The 19,818-nt window shown below is 71.7% G+C and carries 25 protein-coding genes and 1 tRNA gene; 3 read left to right on the top strand and 23 right to left on the bottom strand.

Annotation, left to right across the window (positions count from 1 at the left end; translation table 11 throughout):
* Positions 1–329: 329 nt before the first annotated feature.
* The 3 genes from BG452_RS11370 to BG452_RS11360 all read right to left on the bottom strand — a co-directional run bounded on the left by BG452_RS11370 (position 330) and on the right by BG452_RS11360 (position 2,966).
* Positions 330–1,169 carry an NDP-sugar synthase gene (locus BG452_RS11370; protein WP_188304119.1) on the bottom strand — a complete coding sequence of 280 codons (840 nt, stop codon included), beginning with the start codon at positions 1,167–1,169 and terminating at the stop codon, positions 330–332.
* 77 nt (positions 1,170–1,246) lie between these two features.
* Entirely contained in the window at positions 1,247–1,690 is a 444-nt protein-coding gene (locus tag BG452_RS11365; protein ID WP_188304118.1) for a hypothetical protein, read from the bottom strand.
* A gap of 178 nt (positions 1,691–1,868) precedes the next feature.
* Positions 1,869–2,966 carry an ABC transporter ATP-binding protein gene (locus tag BG452_RS11360; RefSeq protein ID WP_188304117.1) on the bottom strand — a complete coding sequence of 366 codons (1,098 nt, stop codon included), beginning with the start codon at positions 2,964–2,966 and terminating at the stop codon, positions 1,869–1,871.
* 279 nt (positions 2,967–3,245) lie between these two features.
* Between BG452_RS11360 and BG452_RS11355 the strand changes: the two genes are divergently transcribed.
* Positions 3,246–3,319 (top strand) — tRNA-Thr (locus BG452_RS11355).
* Between the two features lie 86 nt (positions 3,320–3,405).
* Here BG452_RS11355 and BG452_RS11350 read toward each other — a convergent pair.
* The 15 genes from BG452_RS11350 to BG452_RS11280 all read right to left on the bottom strand — a co-directional run bounded on the left by BG452_RS11350 (position 3,406) and on the right by BG452_RS11280 (position 12,437).
* The gene (locus BG452_RS11350) at positions 3,406–4,575 is read right to left on the bottom strand and encodes a tyrosine-type recombinase/integrase (protein ID WP_188304116.1); all 1,170 of its coding nucleotides are present in this window, start codon (positions 4,573–4,575) and stop codon (positions 3,406–3,408) included.
* Positions 4,575–4,793, bottom strand: a complete 219-nt coding sequence (locus tag BG452_RS11345; protein WP_188304115.1) for an excisionase family DNA-binding protein — start codon at positions 4,791–4,793, stop codon at positions 4,575–4,577. The genes BG452_RS11350 and BG452_RS11345 overlap by 1 nt, the downstream gene beginning before the upstream one ends.
* A complete protein-coding gene (gene repSA / locus BG452_RS11340) occupies positions 4,778–6,202 on the bottom strand; it encodes a replication initiator protein RepSA (protein ID WP_317620994.1) in 1,425 nt (474 codons plus the stop codon). The genes BG452_RS11345 and repSA overlap by 16 nt, the downstream gene beginning before the upstream one ends.
* Positions 6,199–7,176, bottom strand: coding sequence for a DNA cytosine methyltransferase (locus BG452_RS11335; RefSeq protein WP_188304114.1), 978 nt, complete (start codon positions 7,174–7,176; stop codon positions 6,199–6,201). The genes repSA and BG452_RS11335 overlap by 4 nt, the downstream gene beginning before the upstream one ends.
* A gap of 66 nt (positions 7,177–7,242) precedes the next feature.
* Positions 7,243–7,410: a hypothetical protein gene (locus BG452_RS11330; RefSeq protein WP_188304113.1), complete on the bottom strand. Its 168-nt coding sequence runs from the start codon at positions 7,408–7,410 to the stop codon at positions 7,243–7,245.
* A 3-nt stretch (positions 7,411–7,413) separates the two neighbouring features.
* Complete coding sequence (locus tag BG452_RS11325) at positions 7,414–7,599, bottom strand: hypothetical protein (protein ID WP_188304112.1); 186 nt, start codon at positions 7,597–7,599, stop codon at positions 7,414–7,416.
* A 101-nt stretch (positions 7,600–7,700) separates the two neighbouring features.
* The gene (locus BG452_RS11320; protein ID WP_188304111.1) at positions 7,701–8,249 is read right to left on the bottom strand and encodes a GGDEF domain-containing protein; all 549 of its coding nucleotides are present in this window, start codon (positions 8,247–8,249) and stop codon (positions 7,701–7,703) included.
* Positions 8,250–8,339: 90 nt separating this feature from the next.
* A complete protein-coding gene (locus BG452_RS11315) occupies positions 8,340–8,870 on the bottom strand; it encodes a hypothetical protein (protein WP_188304110.1) in 531 nt (176 codons plus the stop codon).
* 23 nt (positions 8,871–8,893) lie between these two features.
* Positions 8,894–9,088: a hypothetical protein gene (locus BG452_RS11310; protein ID WP_188304109.1), complete on the bottom strand. Its 195-nt coding sequence runs from the start codon at positions 9,086–9,088 to the stop codon at positions 8,894–8,896.
* A 12-nt stretch (positions 9,089–9,100) separates the two neighbouring features.
* Positions 9,101–9,829 (bottom strand): DUF2637 domain-containing protein, encoded by a 729-nt coding sequence (locus BG452_RS11305; RefSeq protein WP_188304108.1) that lies wholly within the window; start codon positions 9,827–9,829, stop codon positions 9,101–9,103.
* Positions 9,830–9,840: 11 nt separating this feature from the next.
* The gene (locus tag BG452_RS11300; RefSeq protein ID WP_188304107.1) at positions 9,841–10,053 is read right to left on the bottom strand and encodes a hypothetical protein; all 213 of its coding nucleotides are present in this window, start codon (positions 10,051–10,053) and stop codon (positions 9,841–9,843) included.
* Between the two features lie 67 nt (positions 10,054–10,120).
* Positions 10,121–10,300, bottom strand: coding sequence for a hypothetical protein (locus BG452_RS11295; RefSeq protein WP_188304106.1), 180 nt, complete (start codon positions 10,298–10,300; stop codon positions 10,121–10,123).
* A complete protein-coding gene (locus BG452_RS11290) occupies positions 10,297–10,509 on the bottom strand; it encodes a hypothetical protein (protein ID WP_188304105.1) in 213 nt (70 codons plus the stop codon). Before BG452_RS11290 ends, BG452_RS11295 begins: the two co-directional genes overlap by 4 nt.
* A 186-nt stretch (positions 10,510–10,695) precedes the next feature.
* Positions 10,696–11,817 (bottom strand): FtsK/SpoIIIE domain-containing protein, encoded by a 1,122-nt coding sequence (locus BG452_RS11285; RefSeq protein ID WP_411292935.1) that lies wholly within the window; start codon positions 11,815–11,817, stop codon positions 10,696–10,698.
* A gap of 266 nt (positions 11,818–12,083) precedes the next feature.
* Positions 12,084–12,437, bottom strand: coding sequence for a hypothetical protein (locus BG452_RS11280; RefSeq protein WP_188304104.1), 354 nt, complete (start codon positions 12,435–12,437; stop codon positions 12,084–12,086).
* A 218-nt stretch (positions 12,438–12,655) separates the two neighbouring features.
* Between BG452_RS11280 and BG452_RS11275 the strand changes: the two genes are divergently transcribed.
* Together BG452_RS11275 and BG452_RS11270 are read left to right on the top strand one after the other, a co-directional pair.
* On the top strand, positions 12,656–13,444 hold the full coding sequence (locus BG452_RS11275; protein WP_188304121.1) for a GntR family transcriptional regulator: 789 nt from the start codon (positions 12,656–12,658) through the stop codon (positions 13,442–13,444).
* Between the two features lie 2 nt (positions 13,445–13,446).
* The gene (locus tag BG452_RS11270) at positions 13,447–14,205 is read left to right on the top strand and encodes a glycosyltransferase family 2 protein (protein ID WP_188304103.1); all 759 of its coding nucleotides are present in this window, start codon (positions 13,447–13,449) and stop codon (positions 14,203–14,205) included.
* Positions 14,206–14,265: 60 nt separating this feature from the next.
* Here the strand turns inward: BG452_RS11270 and BG452_RS11265 are convergent, their stop codons facing one another.
* The 5 genes from BG452_RS11265 to BG452_RS11245 form a co-directional block, all read right to left on the bottom strand.
* Complete coding sequence (locus tag BG452_RS11265) at positions 14,266–14,835, bottom strand: hypothetical protein (RefSeq protein ID WP_188304102.1); 570 nt, start codon at positions 14,833–14,835, stop codon at positions 14,266–14,268.
* Positions 14,836–16,106: 1,271 nt separating this feature from the next.
* Entirely contained in the window at positions 16,107–17,306 is a 1,200-nt protein-coding gene (locus BG452_RS11260; protein WP_188304101.1) for a sensor histidine kinase, read from the bottom strand.
* 11 nt (positions 17,307–17,317) lie between these two features.
* Entirely contained in the window at positions 17,318–18,094 is a 777-nt protein-coding gene (locus tag BG452_RS11255; RefSeq protein WP_188304100.1) for a response regulator transcription factor, read from the bottom strand.
* Complete coding sequence (locus BG452_RS11250; protein WP_188304099.1) at positions 18,091–18,942, bottom strand: hypothetical protein; 852 nt, start codon at positions 18,940–18,942, stop codon at positions 18,091–18,093. Before BG452_RS11250 ends, BG452_RS11255 begins: the two co-directional genes overlap by 4 nt.
* Positions 18,943–19,171: 229 nt before the next feature.
* Positions 19,172–19,818, bottom strand: a 647-nt coding sequence (locus tag BG452_RS11245) for a class F sortase (protein ID WP_317620992.1), incomplete at its 5' end; no start/stop codon positions are given.

Genomic DNA, 19,818 nt, shown 5'->3' with positions numbered 1-19,818 from the left:
CCGCCCAGCGCACCCCGGCCCCCGGCGGCTCGGGCACGGCGCCCAAGCCCAGCCCGAGCAACGGCTCCGGGCTGCTCGGCGGGGTGCTGGGCAGCGGGCCGGTGCTCGGCAGCGGACCGCTGGCCGACCTGTCCGGTGGGCAGTCCTCCCGTCCGGGGACGCCGACGGCCACCTGAGGCCGCCGGGCGCGCTACGGCCGGGTGCTCCGTGGGGGAGCACCCGGCCGTAGCGCTGTGCTGTGCGCGGCGGGGTGCGGCGTCGGGTGCGGCGCCGGGTCCCGCTGGGTCCCGCGGGACCCAGCGAGGTGCTCGCGGGGTGCTCGCTGCTCGTCAGCGGGAGCTGTCGCGGTAGGCCGCGAGCTCCTTGGCCGCCTCGGTGAGGTCCTTCGCGGTGTCGATCGCGCGCCAGTACACGCCCTGCGGCAGCTGGTAGCCCGCGAGCCGCTTGCTGCGGGCGAGTTGGGGGAAGGTGGTGCGCTCGTGGTCGCCCACGTCCGGCAGCAGGTCGGCGAACTCCGGGCTGAACACGTACAGGCCGGCGTTGATCAGGAAGGGCGAGGGCGGGGCCTCGATGAAGTCCAGCACGTTGCCGAACTGGTCGGTCTCCACGGCACCCCAGGGGATCCGCGGCCGGGCCAGCGCGAGCGTCGCCACGGCGTCCCGCTCGTGGTGGAAGGCGGCCATGTCGCGCAGGCTGAAGCGGGTCCAGATGTCGCCGTTGGTGGCGTACCAGGGCTCGTCCGGGCGGGGCAGCGCCTTCGCCGCGTGCTTGAGGCCGCCGCCGCGCCCGAGCGGCTCGGCCTCGACCACCGTGCGCACCCGCAGCGGCAGTTCCGCCTTGTCGAGCCACTCCTCCAGCACGTCCGCGAGATGGCCGCAGGACACCACGACATCGGTGACGCCCTCGGCGGCCAGCCAGGCCAGCTGGTGGCCCAGGATCGGCGTGCCCGTGCCCGGGATCTCGACCAGCGGCTTGGGGCGGTCGTCCGTGTAGGGGCGCAGCCGGGAACCCTGGCCGCCGGCCAGGATCACGGCCTGGGTGACGGGCGTCGTGGTCGGCCGGGTCTGGGCCTGTTGGGACTGCGGGGCCTGCTGGGACTGCTGGGACTGCAAGGCCTGCTGGGGCTGGGGGGACGCGAGGTCGGCGGCGGGGCCGGAGTCAGCGGTCATGCCTGAACAATAGGGCGCCCGGCGGGAGTTGCCGCCGTCCGTCGGTCCGTTTGCGGGCTGCGGTCAGCCGGCGCTCGTCAGCCGGCGATGCCCGCCGCGAAGGAGCCGTCGCAGACCGGGCGGGCGAAGGACCGGGCCCGCTGCACGTCGCCCTGGTACTTGCGCACCGCCGCCTTGCCCAACTCGGTGGCCAGCGAGGTGCAGTACGGCGTCAGCGCCGGCTGCTCGCGCATCGAGCGCTCCAGCAGGTCCAGCGCGGCGGACGGGTTCTTGGCGCGCAGCTCGTCCAGCAGTGCCACCCGCAGCGACTCCTGCGGGGCGAGGCCGTCCGTCGTGGTGGCGGCGGTGGTGGACCGCCCGATGCCGACGCCGTCGCCGCTGGACGCCGCCACGACCTGCTGATCGAGCGCGGTTGGTGGGGCCCAGGGGACCCGGGTCACGGCGAGGGTGCCGGTGGTCACCAGGACGACCGGCAGGGTCAGGGCGACGGTCTGGCCGATACGGCGCACAAGCTGCTTCACCCTCAGGAGAGTAGCGGTGGGTGCGGGCAGGATCGCCCTCCGTCACGCCATCGAGTGACACGGTGTCCGGGTTCGTCCCTGCACCGTGTTGACGCGGGGGTGTACGGACGGAGCCCGCCGGACCGGAGGCGGTCCGACGGGCTCCCCGTCAGCTGCCGGGCGGGCAGCCTCGGTCGCGTCAGTCGCAGACGCTCAGGCGCTGGCCGCTGCTGGTGGCGAAGACGTGGGTCTCCTGCGCGATCGGCACCACGTGGACGGTCTCGCCGCGGGTCGGGATCTGGCGGCCGGGCACCCGGACCACCAGCTCCTTGTCCACGCCGCCGATCTGGGTGGTGCCGTAGACGAAGCCGTCCGAGCCGAGCTCCTCCACCACGTTCACCGTCACCGCGACGCCCTCGATGCCGCCGGACGGGACGATCTGGAAGTGCTCCGGGCGGATGCCGACGATCACCGTCTTGTCGGTGCCGGCGCCGACCAGGTTCTCGCGCGAGATGTTGACCACCGAACCGCCGAACTTCACCCCGCCGTCCACCAGCGGCACCTCGACCAGGTTCATGGCCGGCGAACCGATGAAGCCGGCCACGAACAGGTTCGCGGGCTTGTCGTACATGTTGCGCGGGGTGTCGACCTGCTGCAGCAGACCGTCCTTGAGCACCGCGACCCGGTCGCCCATGGTGAGCGCCTCGGTCTGGTCGTGGGTGACGTACACGGTGGTGATGCCCAGGCGGCGCTGCAGGCCGGCGATCTGGGTGCGGGTGGACACGCGGAGCTTGGCGTCCAGGTTCGACAGCGGCTCGTCCATCAGGAAGACCTGCGGCTGGCGGACGATCGCCCGGCCCATCGCGACGCGCTGGCGCTGACCGCCGGAGAGCGCCTTCGGCTTGCGGTCCAGGTACTCGGTGAGGTCGAGGATCTTCGCCGCCTCCTCGACCTTGGTGCGGATGTCCGTCTTGTTCACGCCGGCGATCTTGAGCGCGAAGCCCATGTTCTCGGCGACGGTCATGTGCGGGTAGAGCGCGTAGTTCTGGAACACCATCGCGATGTCCCGGTCCTTCGGCGGCAGGTGGGTGACGTCCCGGTCGCCGATCCGGATCGCGCCGCTGTTGACGTCCTCCAGGCCGGCCAGCATGCGCAGGCTGGTCGACTTGCCGCAGCCCGACGGGCCGACCAGCACGAGGAATTCGCCGTCCGCGATCTCCAGGTCCAGCGCGTCCACCGAGGGCTTGGTCGCCCCCGGGTAGATGCGGGTCGCCTGGTCGTACGTGACAGAAGCCATGGTCGTTCTCTCCTTCACCGGCAGGAACGTGCCGGACGATCCGAGTAAAGGGGGTTCGTTCGTCTCCGCCGGTCCATCAGTGGTCTGAACCACCATCGGACCGGCTCCCGGCGACGCTACCTGCGCTCCCGTCGCTTGTCAGCCCCCATCGCCCCGATTCAGGCGTCGGTTCCATCACGCCCGCCCACCCCGCCAACCCCCGGATATCCCCCCACCCCACCACCCCGGCCCGGTAGACTGCCCCCGGTGCCGCCGTGATCCGTCGCGGACGGCCACCGTGCCTCCTTAGCTCAGCTGGCCAGAGCACCGCTCTTGTAAAGCGGGGGTCGTCGGTTCGAACCCGACAGGGGGCTCGCGTAGGAAGCAATGCGACCGGCGCCCGAAGGGCCAGCTCACCGGGGTGATCCGGAGGAGCTGGCCCTTCGTCGTTGCTGCGGTGCTACTCGGGCTGTGCCACGGGCGTGCCAGAAGCGTCCGGCGGATCGTCGTCCTCGCCGAGAGCCTTGCGGGCGGCCTCGCCCATCTTGTCGGCGATGGCACGGTCCCGGTCGCTGGTCATGTGCTGGTAGATCAGCGCGGCCCGGGTGGTGCTGTGACCCATCCTGGTCATGAGCTCCCGGGTGCTGGCCCCGTTCTGCGCAGCGATGTTGTTGCCGGTGTGTCGGACGTCGTGGAAGTGGATGTCCGGGGAGACGCCAGCCTTCGCCTTGGCAGCGGTCCAGTCGTCCCGAAAGTTGCTCCGGCGGAGCGTGCCGCCCCGGGGGCCGACGAAGAAGAGCCCGTCCTGCCCCCTGCCTGCGTGGCGCTCCAGGTGGCGTTCGAGGTCCGGGACGATCAGGTCCGGGAACGAGACCGGGCGGAAGCCGGCGCGGCTCTTGGGCGCCTTGGTGATCAGCTTGCCGCTGCCCAGCTCGGCCTGATTCCGGCGGACCCAGAGGATTCGGGCGTCCAGGTCGACGTCCCGGCGGTGGAGCGCGGCCAGCTCGCCGAGCCGGAGTGTAGTGAACGCGGTCAGCAGTACGAGCGCCCGCCACTGGGGCTGGATGGCCGCCGCAACGGCGTACACCTCGGGGACAGTCAGGACGGGCCGTTCCGGGACGTCGTAGACATCGGCGCCCTTGATCCGGCACGGGTTGCGCTTGATCAGCTCATCGTCCACGGCTGTAGTCATGATGCTGCGGAGGAGCTGGTACGCCTTGACGACGGTCGGCTCACCAACTCCCGCTTCCAGGAGTCGAGTTCGCCACGTGCGGACGCGGGCGGCCGTAATCTCGGAGATGAACTTCCCGCCGAGCGCGGGCTTGATGTGCAGCCGAAGGACGCCCTCGTACCGCTCCCTGGTGGTCTCCTCCAGCTTGCGTTCCTTGAGCCACTTGTCGGCGAAGTCCCCGAACTTCACCTTCCCGGCATCTGGGTCCGTCCACTGCTCGCGCTTGATGTCGGCCTCGATGAGGGTGAGGGCGACTTCGGCGTCGGTTTTGGTGGGATAGGTCTCCTCGCCGGGGCGCATCACGCCGGTGACCGGATCGGGGTAGCGGATCTGGAAGCGGCCGGAGGGGAGCTTGCGGACCGAGCCGAAGCGTCGGCGGTTGCCCCTGGAGTTGGCCATCACGCCACCGCCCGCAGTCGACGGGACCGGGTGGCCGGCTGGACGGTGTTCGCGGACACGTAGTCGGCGAGGGCTGTTTCCGGGATGCGGACGTGGTGGCCGACCTTGACGAAGGTGATGCGGCGTTCCGCGACCAGGCGGCGGGGGAACCGTTCCCCGCTGGTCTCCCAGGTGCCGAGGCGTTCGGCGACTTCCTTGACGGTCAGCAGGCGGTCCATGCCTGTTCCCCCTCTTCTCGCGCGAGTTGTGCGCGCATCTCCTGTCGGTCGGTGGTCTGGCGTTCGTGCAGGTCCCGGGCGATGGTGGCGGCGAGCAGGGCCTCACCCGGGGAGTTGCCGGAGCCGGCGAAGGACCAGTGGGCGACGACCAGGGTCTCGGCTTCGGGTAGGTCGTCCAGGTCCGGTAGCCCGGCGGCGAGGAGGCGTTCCCGGAGTTCGGTGCGGGCCTGGTCGGCGCGGTAGTCGGCGCGGACCTGGCGGAGGGCACCGAGGGTGGTCGAGTAGGTGGGGGACTTGCTGGAGAAGTGGCCCCGGAAGCCGAGCATGTGGGACCAGTGCGCCAGCAGGCGGCCGGGATAGTGCTGGTCGAGGTTCCAGCAGGCTTCGATCAGCCGGCGGGTGTGGGCGGGGAGGTCGTGGCGGTCGAGTTCGTGGCGCTCCAGGATGCGGCGATCCACGGTCTCGGTCGTCTCGGCGGACTTGGTGGCGTACTTGGCGATGTAGGAGGCGACGGCCTGCTCGGTGATCTCCCCGGTGGAGAAGGCGCCGATCGGGCGGACGTCGACCTGTGTGCCCCACTCCAGGACCCGGGCGGGCTGGTCTCCTCCGGCGGCGACGGGGACTCCGGCGCGGCGGGCGGCGGCTCGGATAGCGGCGTCGAGGAGAGCGACGGTTGCCCAGGCGGGCGGGGGCGTGTCGGGGCCAGCGGGGCCGTCGATGCGGATGACGGCGTGGAAGTGGACGGCGCCCCGGCGCTGGTACTCGGCGACCTTGCCGAAGGAGATCTTCGCTTGCTCCTTGAACTCGTACTGGTACAGCCCGACCATCTTCGCCATGGTCCGGAACAGGTAGACGGTGAAGCGGCGCCACAGGTCGGGGGCGTGGTTGTTCCACAGCACCGCGTGCCCGTACTCGTACTTCGCTGGGTCGAGCGGCGTGCCGAGCAGCGGCGAGCCGGCGGGGTGGGTGTGGCCGCAGCGGCAGGTGCCCTTGTCGGGTCGGTTGTGGACGGGGCCGAAGCTGGGGGCGGTGAGGGTGGCGAAGACTCGGGGGTGGGAGCGGACCGAGGTCGGGACGCCCTTGGTGGTGTCTCCGGCGAGTCCGGCGCGGATCAGGTGGAAGGTGTCCGCCGAGTAGGTCCGGGCGCAGGACGGGCAGCGGGAGGCCCGGCGGTTGCCGCAGGCGACCTTGAGGCGTCCGCCGGGTTCGTGGTCGGTTGAGTAGCGGTGCCAGACGGCGCCGGTCGGGGCGTGGGTGAGGGTGCGGAAGCCCTTGAGGTGCATCGGGTTCGAGCAGCCACCGGTGCGGCGGATCTGGTCAGCGAGCCGGGGGAGGTCGCCCCGGGATGCCAGACGCATGAGGTCGGGAACGGCCAGGCGGTCGCGTTCGGCGTGGATGGTCGGCATCATGCGGCCACCGCCAGCGGCAGGCGGGCGGGTTCCAGGACCGAGCTGAGAGCCGCGGCGGCGAGGCCGGGTGGGACGGCGTTGCCGATCTGCTCGAACTGCTTGGTCCGTGAGCCGGTCCACGGGTACTCGGCGGAGAAGTCCTGGAGAACTCCCGCTTCGGCACTGCTCAGTTCACGTTCCGGGCTGGCGTCGGTGGTGGTGAGCTTCCACGATCGGGCGCGACCCGTCAGGCTCCAGGCGGGGCCGGTCGTGGTGAACCGGTTTCCGCCGGCAGTGTGTTCGCCGCGGGTGGTGACGTCACCGGGAGCCAGGTCGAGGGCGTCGGCCATGGTGGTCCAGGTGGTGCGGCCGGGGCCGAAGAGGGTTTCGGGTTCGGCCACCTTGGCGTGGGTGGCTTCGGGCGGGGTGACCTGGTGTGTGGTGGAGGCCAGGAGGAAAGCCCGGCGGCGGGTCTGGGGGATGCCGTAGTCGGCGGCGTTGAGGACTCCGACCCAGGTCGAGTAGCCGATGCGGTGCAGGATGCGGCCCATGTGGGCGAAGAGGGGTTTCACCGAGGGGACCTCTTCGAGGGCGATCCAGTCGGGGCGGATGTCGAGGGAGTACCGCAGGGGTTCGACAGCAAGCAGCGACTTCGGGTCTGTGCAGGCGTCTCGAAGAGCGGTGCGGGTGTCGTGGCCGGCGGCCAGGTCGTCAAGGCCCTGGTGGCAGAGCGCGATGTCGTCGGCTCCGGCGCCGAGTCCGGCCGCGCTGTAGGGCTGGCAGGGGGAGGAGCCGATCAGGCCGGAGACCTTTCCGACGAGCGGTGCGGTCGGGTAGGCGGCGACGTCGGTGCGGATGGTGCGGTGGCCGGCGGCGCCGCGGGTGGCGCAGGCGGCGGAGTCGATCTCCAGGCCGATGTCGGTGTGGCCGAGGCGGCGCAGACCTTCGGACCAGCCGCCGGGGCCGGCGAACAGGTCGATGATGTGGCGGTTCAAGGCAGGACTCCCTCCGTGGGGAGGCCCCGGGACGGGCCAGCGTGCCGAGTCCCGGGGCCGGGCCGGTCAGGACTGGTCGGCGGGCTTCTGGTGACGGTCGATCCACTGCTCGGCGCACACCTTGTGGACGGGCTTGCCACGGTCGGAGCGCAGGTTGGTGGGCTTGTCGCAGACGCCGCAGGGCTCGGCTTTCTTGGCCCAGTGCTTGGAGTCGCGCCAGTCGAGGAGGGCCATCGGTCAGACCGCCTTGGCGGCGACGGCTAGCGGGCGGGCGATGGTGCCGATGCCGTGGCAGGTCTGGCAGTTGACCGGGACGGTGTCGCGGGAGCCGTCACGGAGGCGGACGCCGGTGGCGATGGCGACGGAGGCGAAACCGGAGCAGTTCGGGCAGATCCGGATCGGGGCGTGGTTGTGCTGCGGCATGATGGTGCTCTCCTTCGTGGGCTTCGGTTCGGGAAGGGGTTGCGGCCTCGGGGCGGCGGGATGCTTGGCGGCGTGTTGCCGCCCCGGGGCCGGTCTTTGGATCAGCGGCGGCGGGTCGTGCGGCCGTCGCGTTTGTGCGCGTACATGTCCCGGTCGGCGCAGGCGAGCGCGTCCGTGAGTGAGACGACCGGCAGCTCGGTGACGGGGCAGATGCCCACCGAGGCGGAGGCCGGGAGCGTGAGGCCGGCGTACGGGACCGGCTGGTTGAGGGCGGCGCGCAGTTCGGGCAGTCGTGCGGGGGCGTCCAGGGCGACGGCGGCGAACTCGTCCCCGCCGAGGCGGGCGGCGATGCCGGTACGGCCGCACCAGGCGGACAGGCGGGCGGCGGTCTCGGTGATCACGGCGTCGCCAGCGGCGTGGCCGTGGGTGTCGTTGGTGGCCTTGAAGTCGTCCAGGTCGATCAGCAGCACCGAGGTGCGGTCCGGACGGCGTTGGGTCAGCCGGTGGGCGCGGGCGGTGAAGCCGTCGCGGGTGTGGAGCCCGGTGAGCGGGTCGCGGCGGGCGGTGGCGAGGCGCTGGCTCAGCCAGACGCTGTGGGTGGTCCATCCGATGAGCGGCACAGCGGCGGCGAAGGCCGTGGGGAGATCCATGGTGGTCCTCCGTGATGGGCGGACGTGGATGGGGGTTGCGATCTCCGGGGCGGCGGGATGCTGGCGGCGTGTTGGCCGTCCCCGGGGAGGTCAGAAGCCGAGGCGCTGGGCGCGGGCGGCGGCCCGGTCGAGCAGCTGGTGAACGTCGGCCTGGCGGGTGCTGGGGCGGTCGTTGTACTCGTCCGGCGAGTTCACGGGGCGACCAGTGGAGTGCAGGATCTCCATCAGCTGGACCCGGGCGGTGGTGACGGTGCCGGGGGTGCCGTAGCCGTGGGCGAGGACGGCGGCCTGGGCGCCGAGGAGGCAGACGCGGCCGGTGGAGTCCCACATGGCGCCTTGGAGCCAGCCGAAGGCGCCGATGTAGCGGGAGGTGAGCCGCAGGTGGCCGGCGACGCTCACTGGGGCCGGGCGGGCCGGGCGGTGGGTGATCCGGTCGAGGAGCGTAAGCCGCGGTGCCGGGTAGCCGGCGTTCCAGGCCTGGACGGTGGAGCCGAACGGCGAGACGTACGGAACGGCGATGCGGGCCGGGGCGGGCAGCGAGGCAAGGTAGGCCTCGATCTCGGCGACGAGGCCGGAGCCGTCCACGGTGACCAGGGGCGGCATGCGGGCGGTGGTCTTCATGACCAACTCTCCTTTGTGACTTGCTACTTGTTGGTCTTGTTGACGACGGAAACGCCGTCGCGGGTGGTGTTGTCGATCAGCGGGGCGGCGGAGGTGTCGGCGAGGTAGAAGCCGAGGAGGACGAGGGCGGCGACGGCCCACCAGCGCAGTCGGAGGTGCCGGACGATGAGCCAGGCGACGATCGCGAGGACGACGATGAACGGGAGCTGGATGTTCACCACGTGGGCCTTTCAGGCGAGTTCGGCGACGAGCGCCGAGGCGAGCGGGTCTTTGACACCGAGCCGAGAGCGGAGCGTGGCGGCGTCGATCGGGTTGCCGGTGCGGGTGCGGTGGTCGTCGGCGACCTTGCGGGCGTGATCGAGGAGGAAGGCCGGGACCGCGGGCATCGGAGCCGGGGCGGAAACCGTGGCCGGCACCGGAGCGGGGGCCGGTTCGATCGCCGAGAGGGTCGCGGGCGCTTCGACGGGCGCCGGTTCGACGGCCAGCTCGACGGCGGGCTCGGTGATCGGTTCGGCCACCGGGACGTAGAGCGGCTGGGCGTCGTCGGTCTCGGCGTCGTCCGGTTCGAGTTCCGCGACCGGGGCTTCCTCGGTCGGTGCGGTGGCGGAGTGGGCGAGCAGGGTGCCGCCGAGGAAGGCGGCGGCGGGCCAGCCGGCGACCAGGACACGGAGCCAGGCCGGGGCGTTGCCGAGATCGAGGAGTCCGGCGGTGCCGACGTTGGCGCCGAGCGAGGCAGCCAGGGCGATGACGAACCAGCACCAGGCGAGCCGGCGGGCGGTCCCGGAGCGCATCCGGCGCCAGGCGGCGACGAGCAGCAGGTCGACGGAGACCGGGTAGGCCCAGGACTTCCATCCGGCCTGTCCGGCGGCTGCGGCCAGGTCGTGCAGGTGGGCGAAGGAGAGCGCGGCGGCGATCACCGCTTGGGCCAGTACGGCGTCCAGCTTGGGGAGTCGGCGCATGGCAGGCTCCGTCAGAGCTGGTTCTTGTCGAGGGCGAAGAAGAGGACCGTGCCGCCGGTCAGCTCCGGACGGCGCTGGGTCAGGTGGCGGATCGCCAGGTCGAAGACATCGGCGCGGGTCATCCCGGGCTTGGGCGTGATGGTGTCCGCGAAGGTGGCGCTGGCGGTCCCGCCGTCCGTGGTCCGCTGGATCGTGAGGACGCAGTGGTAAGTGTCCTGCTGCATTGCTGTCTCCTGGGGAGTGCGGCCGGGCGGGGCACGGTGGGCTTGCCGCCCGGGCCGGCGGTGGGCGTTACGCGGGGGTGGTACCGGCGCCGAGGCAGTCGAGGCAGGTGGCTTCCTGGTCGGCGATCCAGTGGCGGCGGGCGCCTCGGCCGGCGTAGACGGTCTCGGTGATCTGTCCCGTGCCCTTGCAGGGCTTGCAGGGCGCGGGCTTCGGCGCCGTGGTGCGCTTGGGGGCGGCCGGGGTCACTCGCTGTTGCGCCGGGCGCGGTCGGCGGCGGTGCGGGCTTCGCGGGCGAGCTGGGCGGCGTCGACGTCGTCCGGGTTGGCCTTGGCGATGCGCTCCAGCAGATCGGCCTTCTCGGCGAGCAGCGGGCCGGTGTCGGTCTTGCTGTCGCGGGTGGCCTTGAGGTGGCCGAGGAAGGCGCCGATCTCGGAGATGGACGGCTTGCGGGACATGGCGGTCACTCCTCGTCCGAGTCGGCGGAGCCGTACCAGGGGCAGTCGCGTTCGTCGTGGTCGATGCCGGTCTCGGCGCCGTTCTCGTCGCCGCAGTGTTCGCAAAACATGGATCTCCTTGGGTCAGGGCGTGGCGGGGTAAGGACTTGGCGCGAGAAGCCGCGCCGGCCGTGGGGTGAGGTGCCGCTACTTGCCGAGCGAGACCGGGATGAGGTCCGGTGGCGCCGCGGGCATCGGCAGGGTGACGACCTGCGGGCGGAAGGCCGCCAGACGGTCCAGGTCGGGCGTCATGTGCGCGAACTCCGCGCAGCGCTGGGCGACTTCGGCGAGCGAGCGGAAGGGGGTGCGGATCTCGGACCAAAGGCCGGAGGTGTCGCCGGCGACGGCCAGGCCGGGCATATCGGGGCTGATCTTCGTCGCGGCGGCGACGGCGGCGTCCGAGACGTCCCCGAGCCCCATCTTCGCGGTCTCCAGGTCGTTGACTCGGTGGACGGTCCGGCCGGTGAGCTGGGAACGGAGCAGGGTCGCGCCCTTGCCCAGTTCCGAACCGAAGCGCTGGCCCGCGATCTCCAGGAAGATGCCTGCGGCCCGTGCGAGCTGGGCGAGGCGGATGAGCGCGGTGACGATCTGGTTCCGTCGCTCTTCATCGGCCCTGCTGGCCACCAGGAAGAGTTCGGCGATCTCGTCCACCAGGACGACGATGGGCACCGGCCGGATCTTCTCGGGCAGGCCCCAGATGTCGGCGGTCACATCCTCTGCCGCCACCGACCCGGGGACACCCTGGTGGTCACGGATGAGGTCGTACCGGTCGTCCATCTCGACCAGCAGCGCGAGGAGCAGCCCGAGCGCCTCACCCTGGTCAGTGGCCAGAGCAGACAGCCGCGGCGCGAAAGGGCGCTGCTCGACACCGCGCTTGCAGTCGATGCCCACCAGGGCCACGGGCTGAGGCGCGAGGCCGTGGATCAGGTTGCGGGTGAACATGGACTTGCCGGACTGGTTGGCGCCGAGGTTGAGCCCGTTGGGCGCCTGCCGATAGTCCCGGAAGTGCACGGCGCCATCGGCCCGAAGTGCGACCGGAACCCGCAGCAGGCCGGGCTTCGCGGCGGACCGGCGCGGCATGCGCACGTTGCGCAGGACGTCGAAGCCGACGATCCGCAGTTCCACCACCCCGGGCTTGATCTCCGAGACGTGCACCGCGTGGACTTCCCAGGCGTGCCGCAGGCGCTCGGCCGCGTCGACCATGTCCGTCGTCTGCTGACCACGGGCGAGCCGCAGCCGGATCCGGAGGCCGGTCGAACTCGCCTTTATGCCACGGATCTTTGGCATCGCGGGCTTGGCCGGACGGTTGGTGGCGGAGGAGGCCATCGCGCGCCAGAACGAGGGTTCCACGGTCAGCCCGCAGGCCTCCATGACGTTCTCGTAGTCGTGCCGGACGCGGTGGATGGTCAGCGGGATGCCGACCGTCGCCCAGTAGGTCCGGGGCATCTTGGCCTTGGCGTAGAGAGCGCCGGAGCCGAGAACCGCAGCGGGGGCGCTCAGCTCCAGAAGCGCGGTCGTGAAGGCGTCCACGGCGATCAGGCGTTCGCGCCGGCGAGGACCGGGGCGGCGACCGTCACGGCGTCGGCCCGGAAGGCGATGCCGGAGCGCTTCTGACCGTTGAACTCGCTCTCCCACGGCCGGGCGATCAGCCGGGTCAGGGCGACCAGCGTGCCGGGGGCCAGGCCGTCCGGGACGCCCGGCTGCGGCACGGTCAGGGACAGGATGTCAGCCTCACCGTTGGCCACGAACGTGACGTCCAGGGTGATCAGCGGCACGCCGGTCTCGGCGTCCATGGCCATCTCGCCGGTCTGGCGGTTCTTGAGCTTCGGGCGCGGCGCCTGGGCGACCATCACCAGCGCGGCGGTCGTGTCGACGGGGATGAAGCGCATGAGCTGGGCTCCTTCATCTGGCACCGAGGGGAGTCGTCCTCGGAGCAGCTTCACCACGGCAGATACCGGATGTCATCAGCACCTCCTGAGATCTTGTCTTCAAGTCCTCATTAGGAGTGGCGCCGTGGTGAAAACTATGACGGATCCTCAGCTGGTCGTCAACACCTCTTTAGGACTTAGGATGGGCGGGAGACCACGACGGGACGGTGACCAGCACCATGGCCAACCAGTACGAACGGATCGCTGCCGACATCCGGAGCCGGATCGAGGCCGGCGAGCTGGCCCCAGGCGACCGGCTACCGGCGGAGACTGCGCTCGCCGATCAGTACCGGGTGAGCGTGCCGACCGTCCGGCAAGGCGTCGGAGTCCTCGCAGCCGAGGGACTGGTCGAGAAGCAGCACGGCCGGGGCACCTTCGTCCGCCGGCAGCCGACCCCGGCCAAGCGCGACAACCTTCGTCACCAGTGGGAGAAGGACCGCGCCCGCCAGTCACAGGCGGAGCGGCAAAAGACCGGCGCCACCGAGCACGACACCGGACTCACCGTGAACGACCTCGTGTTCGATGCCCAGTACAAGCAGCTCCCGGCGGACGCAGACCTTGCTGCCGAATTCGGTGTTCCCGAAGGCACCATGGTTCTGCAGCGCACCTATCGCACCCGGCACAGCGAGGAGCACGCGCCGTTCAATGTCTCCCGGTCGTACCTGCTGTTGGAGCTGATTTCCGGGAACCCGGATCTGCTCCGCGAGGACCATGAGCCGTGGCCGGGCGGGACGCAGAACCAGCTGTTCACCGTCGGCATCGAGCTGGACCGAATCGTGGAGACCTTCCGGGCCCGGCCGCCGACGCCGGAGGAGACGGAAGAACTCGGTCTGCCGGTGGGTGTGTCGGTGATCGTTCTCCGGAAGACTTGTGTCGACACGACGGACCGCGTGGTGGAGGTTGCCGACGTAGTACTGCCCGGCGACCGCACTGAGATGGTCTACACGACCAAGCTGGACAGGTGGTGAGCATGACCAAGCTCGTAACCGTGATCACGCCGGTCTACGGCCCCAGCGCCGAGTACCTGGCGGACGCCTACAAGTCGTTGCTTGACCAGGACCTCCCGAACGGGTGGGACTGGCAGTGGGTGATCCAGCAGGACGGCGAGACGGACGACGTGGCCCCGCACGTGCCGGACGACGCCCGGATCAGCTTCGGTCGGGGCAGGCACGGTCGGGCGGGCATGGCGCGGACCATGGGACTCTCCCGAGCCATCGGGCAGTTCGTGAAGGTACTCGATGCCGACGACCAGCTGCCCGCGGGCACACTCGCTCGGGACATTGCGATTCTGACCAGCCGGCCGGACGTGGCGTGGACGACTTCGCGCGTGCTTGACCTCCTCCCGGACGGCAGCACGGTCGGCTTCGACCAGGACCCGCCGGCGGGACCGATCGAGCGGGGCGAGGTGCTGGCCCACTGGAAGGCCCACGACTTCCGTGCCCAGGTGCACCCGGCGACGCTGTGCATCCGGCGAGACCTGCTCCTCGCACTCGGTGGGTGGATGGCGCTCCCGGCATCTGAGGACACGGGGCTACTGCTGGCGCTCAACGCGGTCAGCCGCGGGTGGTTCATCGAGGAGACCGGGCTCCTGTACCGCAAGTGGCCGGGGCAGAGCACCCACCAGGCGGCGCACAGCCACGAGATCGAGCGTGCGGCCCGCATGGGAGTCATCCAGGCCCGGGCTGAGTCGCTTCTCGCCCTGGACACCTGGCGGTTCGAGGCTGCCTGACGGCGTTGGCCTTCTCTGGCTCCGGCGACGGACGAACCCGTTGTCGGGGCCGAGCTGTTCCTACTCGGGATCCGCAGACGTCGAGGATCGAGAGGCCGGCAGGATCAGGCCGCGATCAGAGTGCCGACGGTGGGCGAAGAGCCCGTTGACGCCGAGATCAGCGCGAGCTTCGTCGTGGAACGCGTTGATCGCCCGGAACGCCTCAGCATGCAGCTCGCGCCACTCCGCCAGGGTGCCGTCCACCAGTCCGCGGGCCCTCCAGTCGATCTCAAGCGTGGCGACGTTCACGGCATGACCAGCCTCGATCACGCGCTCCGCGGCCAGCATCATCAACCGCTCGAAGGCCAATGCCCGGCGGCGTTCGCACTCGGTGAGATCCAGCAACAACTCATGCTCCGAGCGCGGCATCGACCGGAGGTCTTGGGTCACTTCGTACGCCAGCACAGCCGCATAGATGCACGCCCGAACGGCGGCCACGTACTCGACGTAGGTATCCAACTTCCGTTCGTCCCAGCGGGTTCGCAGCCCGTCCCGACGCTTGGTCCGCTCAATCAGAGCGTTCGTCGCGTACGTGGTCAGCCCACCGAGTACAACCGCGGCGATGGTCACTAGCTGGGTGATCGTATCCATGGCTCCCGCACCGAGGATGTGAACAGCAGTCAGATCAGAGCTTGCCGATGATAGGCGGCCGACTGACCCCGAGGCGGCGAGCGGAGGAGGAGTGAGGAAGGGGAGTAGGTGCTGGGGGAGGGGTGGGAAGAGTGGCTGTTACGAGTTTCGCTACTGGTTCAAGGGCGCGCACAGCGCGCCAGCGCGCGGCCCTGCCGCTCGCCGTCGCTCCTGTCTCCGCCCCGCTTCGGCGGCGGCCGGCCGCGCACGTCGAGCGTGCGGCCGGGGATGCCGAGGTGAGTGAGCCCGCTGGGCAGGCGGGGCGGTGCGGGTCAGGACATGTGGCTCCGCCAGGCCCTCCTCGGAGGGGATCGGGGCAGGCGCACGGGTGCGGCTTCGACGGGGTGATCGTGGGGGTCGCGGGAGGCCCCCACCTCGACCGGACACCCAAGGGCGTACCCGGAACCCCCAGGGGCCGCCAAGGCCAAGCGCAAGCGTCACCGGGTGAGCCTTGGCGGCCCCTGGAGAACCCGGGTGCGGCGAAGCTGCCCGATCGAGGAGGGGACCACCCGCTCGGCGAGACGCTTGCCGGCGGCGCGAATGGGGGCTCTCGGGAAGTGCAAGACCCCCGGCATCCGTGAGGGAGCCGGGGGTCGGGTTCGTCAGCTCAGGTGAGGAGTGCGCCAGCCACATACTCCGTCGCGACCGCTACGGCCACCTTTGTAAGCGCGATAAATCCGTATTTGGTTACATTCATCATGAACTCCCTTCGTCCGAGGTTGGCTTTTTGGGCTCCGATTGCTTTCTTTCCAGGAATTGGATTCCAAACTGCAAAGCCACTGCGGCCAAAGCGAGCGCTAGGAGCAGCCCGAGGTGATTCGAACCCTCGGCTCCCACCCCTGGCCTCAACTGACGACGCCCCAACTGTACCAGTTGGCACGGAGGTTGAAACCTGTGCTGCGGCAGGGTGGGCTCGTGTGCGTGGCCGGCGAACGGGAAATTCTTGGCGTGCTCATTGGCTGCCCGCGGCGTGCATGCGTGCCATAGGCGTGCCAGAACGGGCGGTACGTGGCGGCGAATCGTGGGCGCAGGCGGCGAGGCGACTGGGGAACCGGCAGGGTGGCCCAGCCGCAGGTCGCGCGGGGTGCCGAACACCTGTCCTTGTAAAGCGGGGGTCGTCGGTTCGAACCCGACAGGGGGCTCGCGTAGGAAGCAATGCGACCGGCGCCCGAAGGGCCAGCTCACCGGAGTGATCCGAGTGGGCTGGCCCTTCGCTGTTCAGCTGGCCGTGGTCAGTCCGGGGGGAGGGTGAGGGTGGCGAGGGCGCCGCCGTCGGGGTGGTTGGCGAAGGTGAGGGCGGCGCCGATGACGCGGGTGTGGCCGGTGGCGATGGTGAGGCCGAGGCCGTGGCCGCGGCCGCGTTCGGGGGCGTTGGTGCGGAAGCGCTGGGGGCCGTGGTGGAGGAGGTCGTCGGGGTAGCCGGGGCCGTGGTCGCGGACGGTGATGCGGCGGCCGTCGACGTGGAGTTCGACCGGGCCGGCGCCGTGGCGGTGGGCGTTGACCAGCAGGTTGCCGAGGATGCGGTCCAGTCGGCGCAGGTCGGTGCGGACCTCCTGGCCGGCCGTGATCTCGACGGAGACGTCGAGGCCGGTGAGGGTGACGGTACGGCGGACCGCGCGTTCCAGCGGGACGGCGGAGAGGTCGGGGGACTCGACGTCGGCGTCCAGCCGGGAGACCTCCAGGAGGTCCTCGACCAGGGCGCGCAGGGCCTGGACCCGGTTCTGCACCAGTTGGGTGGGGCGGCCGGGCGGCAGCAGTTCGGCGGCGGTGACCAGGCCGGTGAGCGGGGTGCGCAGTTCGTGGGCGACGTCCGCGGTGAAGCGCTGCTCGTCGGCCAGCCGGCGGTGCAGGGTGCGGGACATCAGGTCGACGGCGGCGGCGAGGTCGGCCACCTCGTCCTTCCCGTCGACGAGTTCGCCGATCCGGGTGTCGGTGCCGCCGGCCGCGATGCCCCGGGCGGCGGTGGCGGCGGTGCGCAGTCGGCGGCTGATCCGGTCGGCGACGAGGACGCCGGCCAGCACGGTGGTGAAGACCGCGGCGACCACGGTGATCAGGATGATCCGGTCCAGGTCGGCGATCGCCCGGCGGTCCTGGGCGAAGTCCACCCGGACGGAGAGCACCCCGCCCTGGACCGGGCCCGCCGCCCACATCGACTCGCCCTGCTGGTCGGCCGCCAGCAGCGAACCCTGCCGGCCGTCGGCGGCGAGGCCGTGCAGCCGGGCGGGCAGGGCCGGGTCGTCCAGGGCGGCGCCGGGGGCGCTGATGCCGCGGCCGTAGTCGGTCAGGGCCGAGCCGAGGGCGGTGAGGGCCGCTGTGCGGGCCTGGTCGACGTGCTGACGGATCATCGCCTGGTGGACCAGCAGGCCGACGGCCACCGCGACCAGGACGGAGATGGCGGCGACGGCGGTGGCGATCTGGCGGCGCAGGGTCATCCGGCGCAGGATCATGCCGGGCGCCGCAGCTTGTAGCCGAAGCCGCGGACGGTCTCGATCCGGCCGGAGCCGATCTTGGCCCGCAGGCGCTGCACATGGACGTCCACCACCCGGGTGTCGGCGCCCCACTCGTAGTCCCAGACGCGCTCCAGCAGGGCGGAACGTTCCAGCACGATGCCGGGCGCGGTGGTGAACTCCAGCAGCAGGCGCAGCTCCGTGGGGGTGAGCGGGACGAGCCGGCCGTCCACCCGCACCTCCATGCTGTCGGTGTCCACCTGCAGGCCGTCGAAGTGGCGTACGGCGGTGGCGGCTTCGGCGGCCGGCGGGGTGTCAGGCCCGGACTGGGCGACCTGGGCGACCTGGGAGGCCGGAACGGCCGGGGCGGCTTCGGCCGGCGGGGCGACCCGGACGCGGCGCAGCACCGTACGGATCCGGGCGACCAGCACGGCGCTCTCGAACGGCTTGACCACGTAGTCGTCCGCGCCCGCCTCCAGCCCGGACACCACGTCCACCGGGTCGGTGCGGGCCGACATCATCAGGATCGGCAACTGGCTCTCCTCCCGGATCCGGCGGCAGAGGCCGACCCCGTCGAGCAGCGGCAGCATGACGTCCAGCAGCAGGAGGTCGGGGCGGACGGCGTGGAAGGCCTCCAGCCCCTCCAGGCCGTCGGCGGCGGTGGTGACCGGGAAGCCGTAGCGCTCCAGGGCCATCCGGGTGGCCTCCCGGATCACCTCGTCGTCCTCGACGAGCAGGATGTGCGGCTGGGCGGGGGCGGCTGCGGTGGTCATCGCTTCGCTTCCGGGGCGACGGCGGGGCCGGACGGCTGGGCGGTGGCCCGCGACGGATAGGGGAAGGGGACGCCCGCGGCCGGAGGCTGCTTCGGCCCGGCGGTGGGGCGGGCCGGGAACGGCACCTGGGCGGTGCCGGCGCCGGACGTCGGGTCGGCGGACGGGTCGGCGGGCGGGAGCAGGCCGACCCCCTCCACCTTCTTCTCGATCAGGGCGAGCCTGCTCCCGTCCCAGCGGTAGTGGCGGGTGGTGCGGGTGGTGTAGGTGGTCGGCTCGTACAGCCACAGGTCGCAGTCGATGGTCGCGGCGCTGAAGCGCTGGAGCACCTGGACCCGCAGGATCGGCAGGACCCGGTCGTCGGCGAGGGTGTAGACGTGCAGGACGACCGGCCCGGGGGTGGCGACGGCGGCGATCAGCTCGGGCCGCCCGTCGCCGGTGAGGTCGCGGAACTCGGGGGCCCGCGCCTCGCACTCGGTGCAGGATTCGAGCGCGCGCCGCTCCTCCGCGCTCACCCCCGGGTCCTTGGCGAGCAGGGTGCGGACGTCCGCCGCGGTGAGGTCGTGCCCGGGGACGGTCACGTCGGGGACGGGCTGCGGCGGGGCCTGGGCGGCGGAATCGGTCGAGGAGGTGGCCGGCGGCGGTGCGGTGGCCAGGCCGGGCCAGAGCGGCTTGGCCGACGGGGACGGGCTGGGCGGGGCGACAGCCTGGCGCGGGCCGTCGTCCCGCAGGCCGCCGGGGGCGGGGCGGCCGAAGGCCAGTACGCCGAGGGCGGTCAGGGCGGCCAGCACGGCGAGGGCGGTCGCGGGCACGGCGGCGCGGCGGGGGCGGGGCGGGGTCGGTGGTGCCACGGTCGGTGCTCGTCCTCCTGGTTCGCCCCGGTGGTGGTCGTCGTGCTGGTGCAGCGGGTGGAGCGGGTCCGTCGTGACGGCTGTTCCGGTGGTAGGTCGCGCGGAGGGTGACCGGTGGTTCCGTTTCGGGTGAGCCGGGCCTGGCATGGCCCGCTCCACCCCGACCTGCTCCGCTCCGCCCCGACCTGCTCCGCCCCGCCCTGACCCGACCCGGTCGCGCCGGGCCGGGTCAGGCCGGGGCCGCCAGGACGATGATGTTGTCCGTCCAGTGGCCGTCCGAGCCGATCCGCCCGCCGCAGGTGATCAGCCGGAGCGCGGGCCCGGGGGTGTCGCCGTAGACCGTGTCGGTGGGGAAGTGGTCCTTGGCGGCCTGGACCAGGCTGCGGACCGTGAAGTCCACGGTGCCGCCGTCCGCGCGCCCGATCCGGATCAGGTCGCCCGGGTGGAGTTCCGGCAGGCGCTTGAAGACCGCCGGGCCGTGCTTGGTGTCGAGGTGCCCGATCAGGACGGCGGGGCCGGACTCGCCCGGGGTGGGGCCGTTGCGGTACCAGCCGACCTGGTCGGCCTGGTCGGCGGAGGGCACCTGGACCGTGCCGTCGGCGTTCAGTCCCAGGCCGGTGACCGGGGCGTCCACCCCGATGGAGGGGATCAGCAGGTGGTCGGGCGGCGAGGCGGCGCGGGTGGGGGCACCGGTCGTCGGCGCCCCGGCGGGGGCGGACGCGGGGGCGGACGCGGCGGCCGCCGGGTCGTGGCCGTGCCGGGTGAGGATGCGGCGCCAGGCGGCGGGCCGCAGCCGGGCCGTCTCGTACAGGCCGTCCACCACGGCGTCGGTGAGGGCCCGTTGCAGCGCGCGGTAGTGCTCGTCGCGCTGGAGGT

This window comes from Streptomyces sp. CBMA123 (genome assembly GCF_014596465.1).
In the GTDB taxonomy this organism is placed as follows: domain Bacteria; phylum Actinomycetota; class Actinomycetes; order Streptomycetales; family Streptomycetaceae; genus Kitasatospora.
The sequence above is the reverse complement of the archived record's forward strand: the minus strand, read 5'-3'. Positions and strand labels throughout refer to the sequence as shown.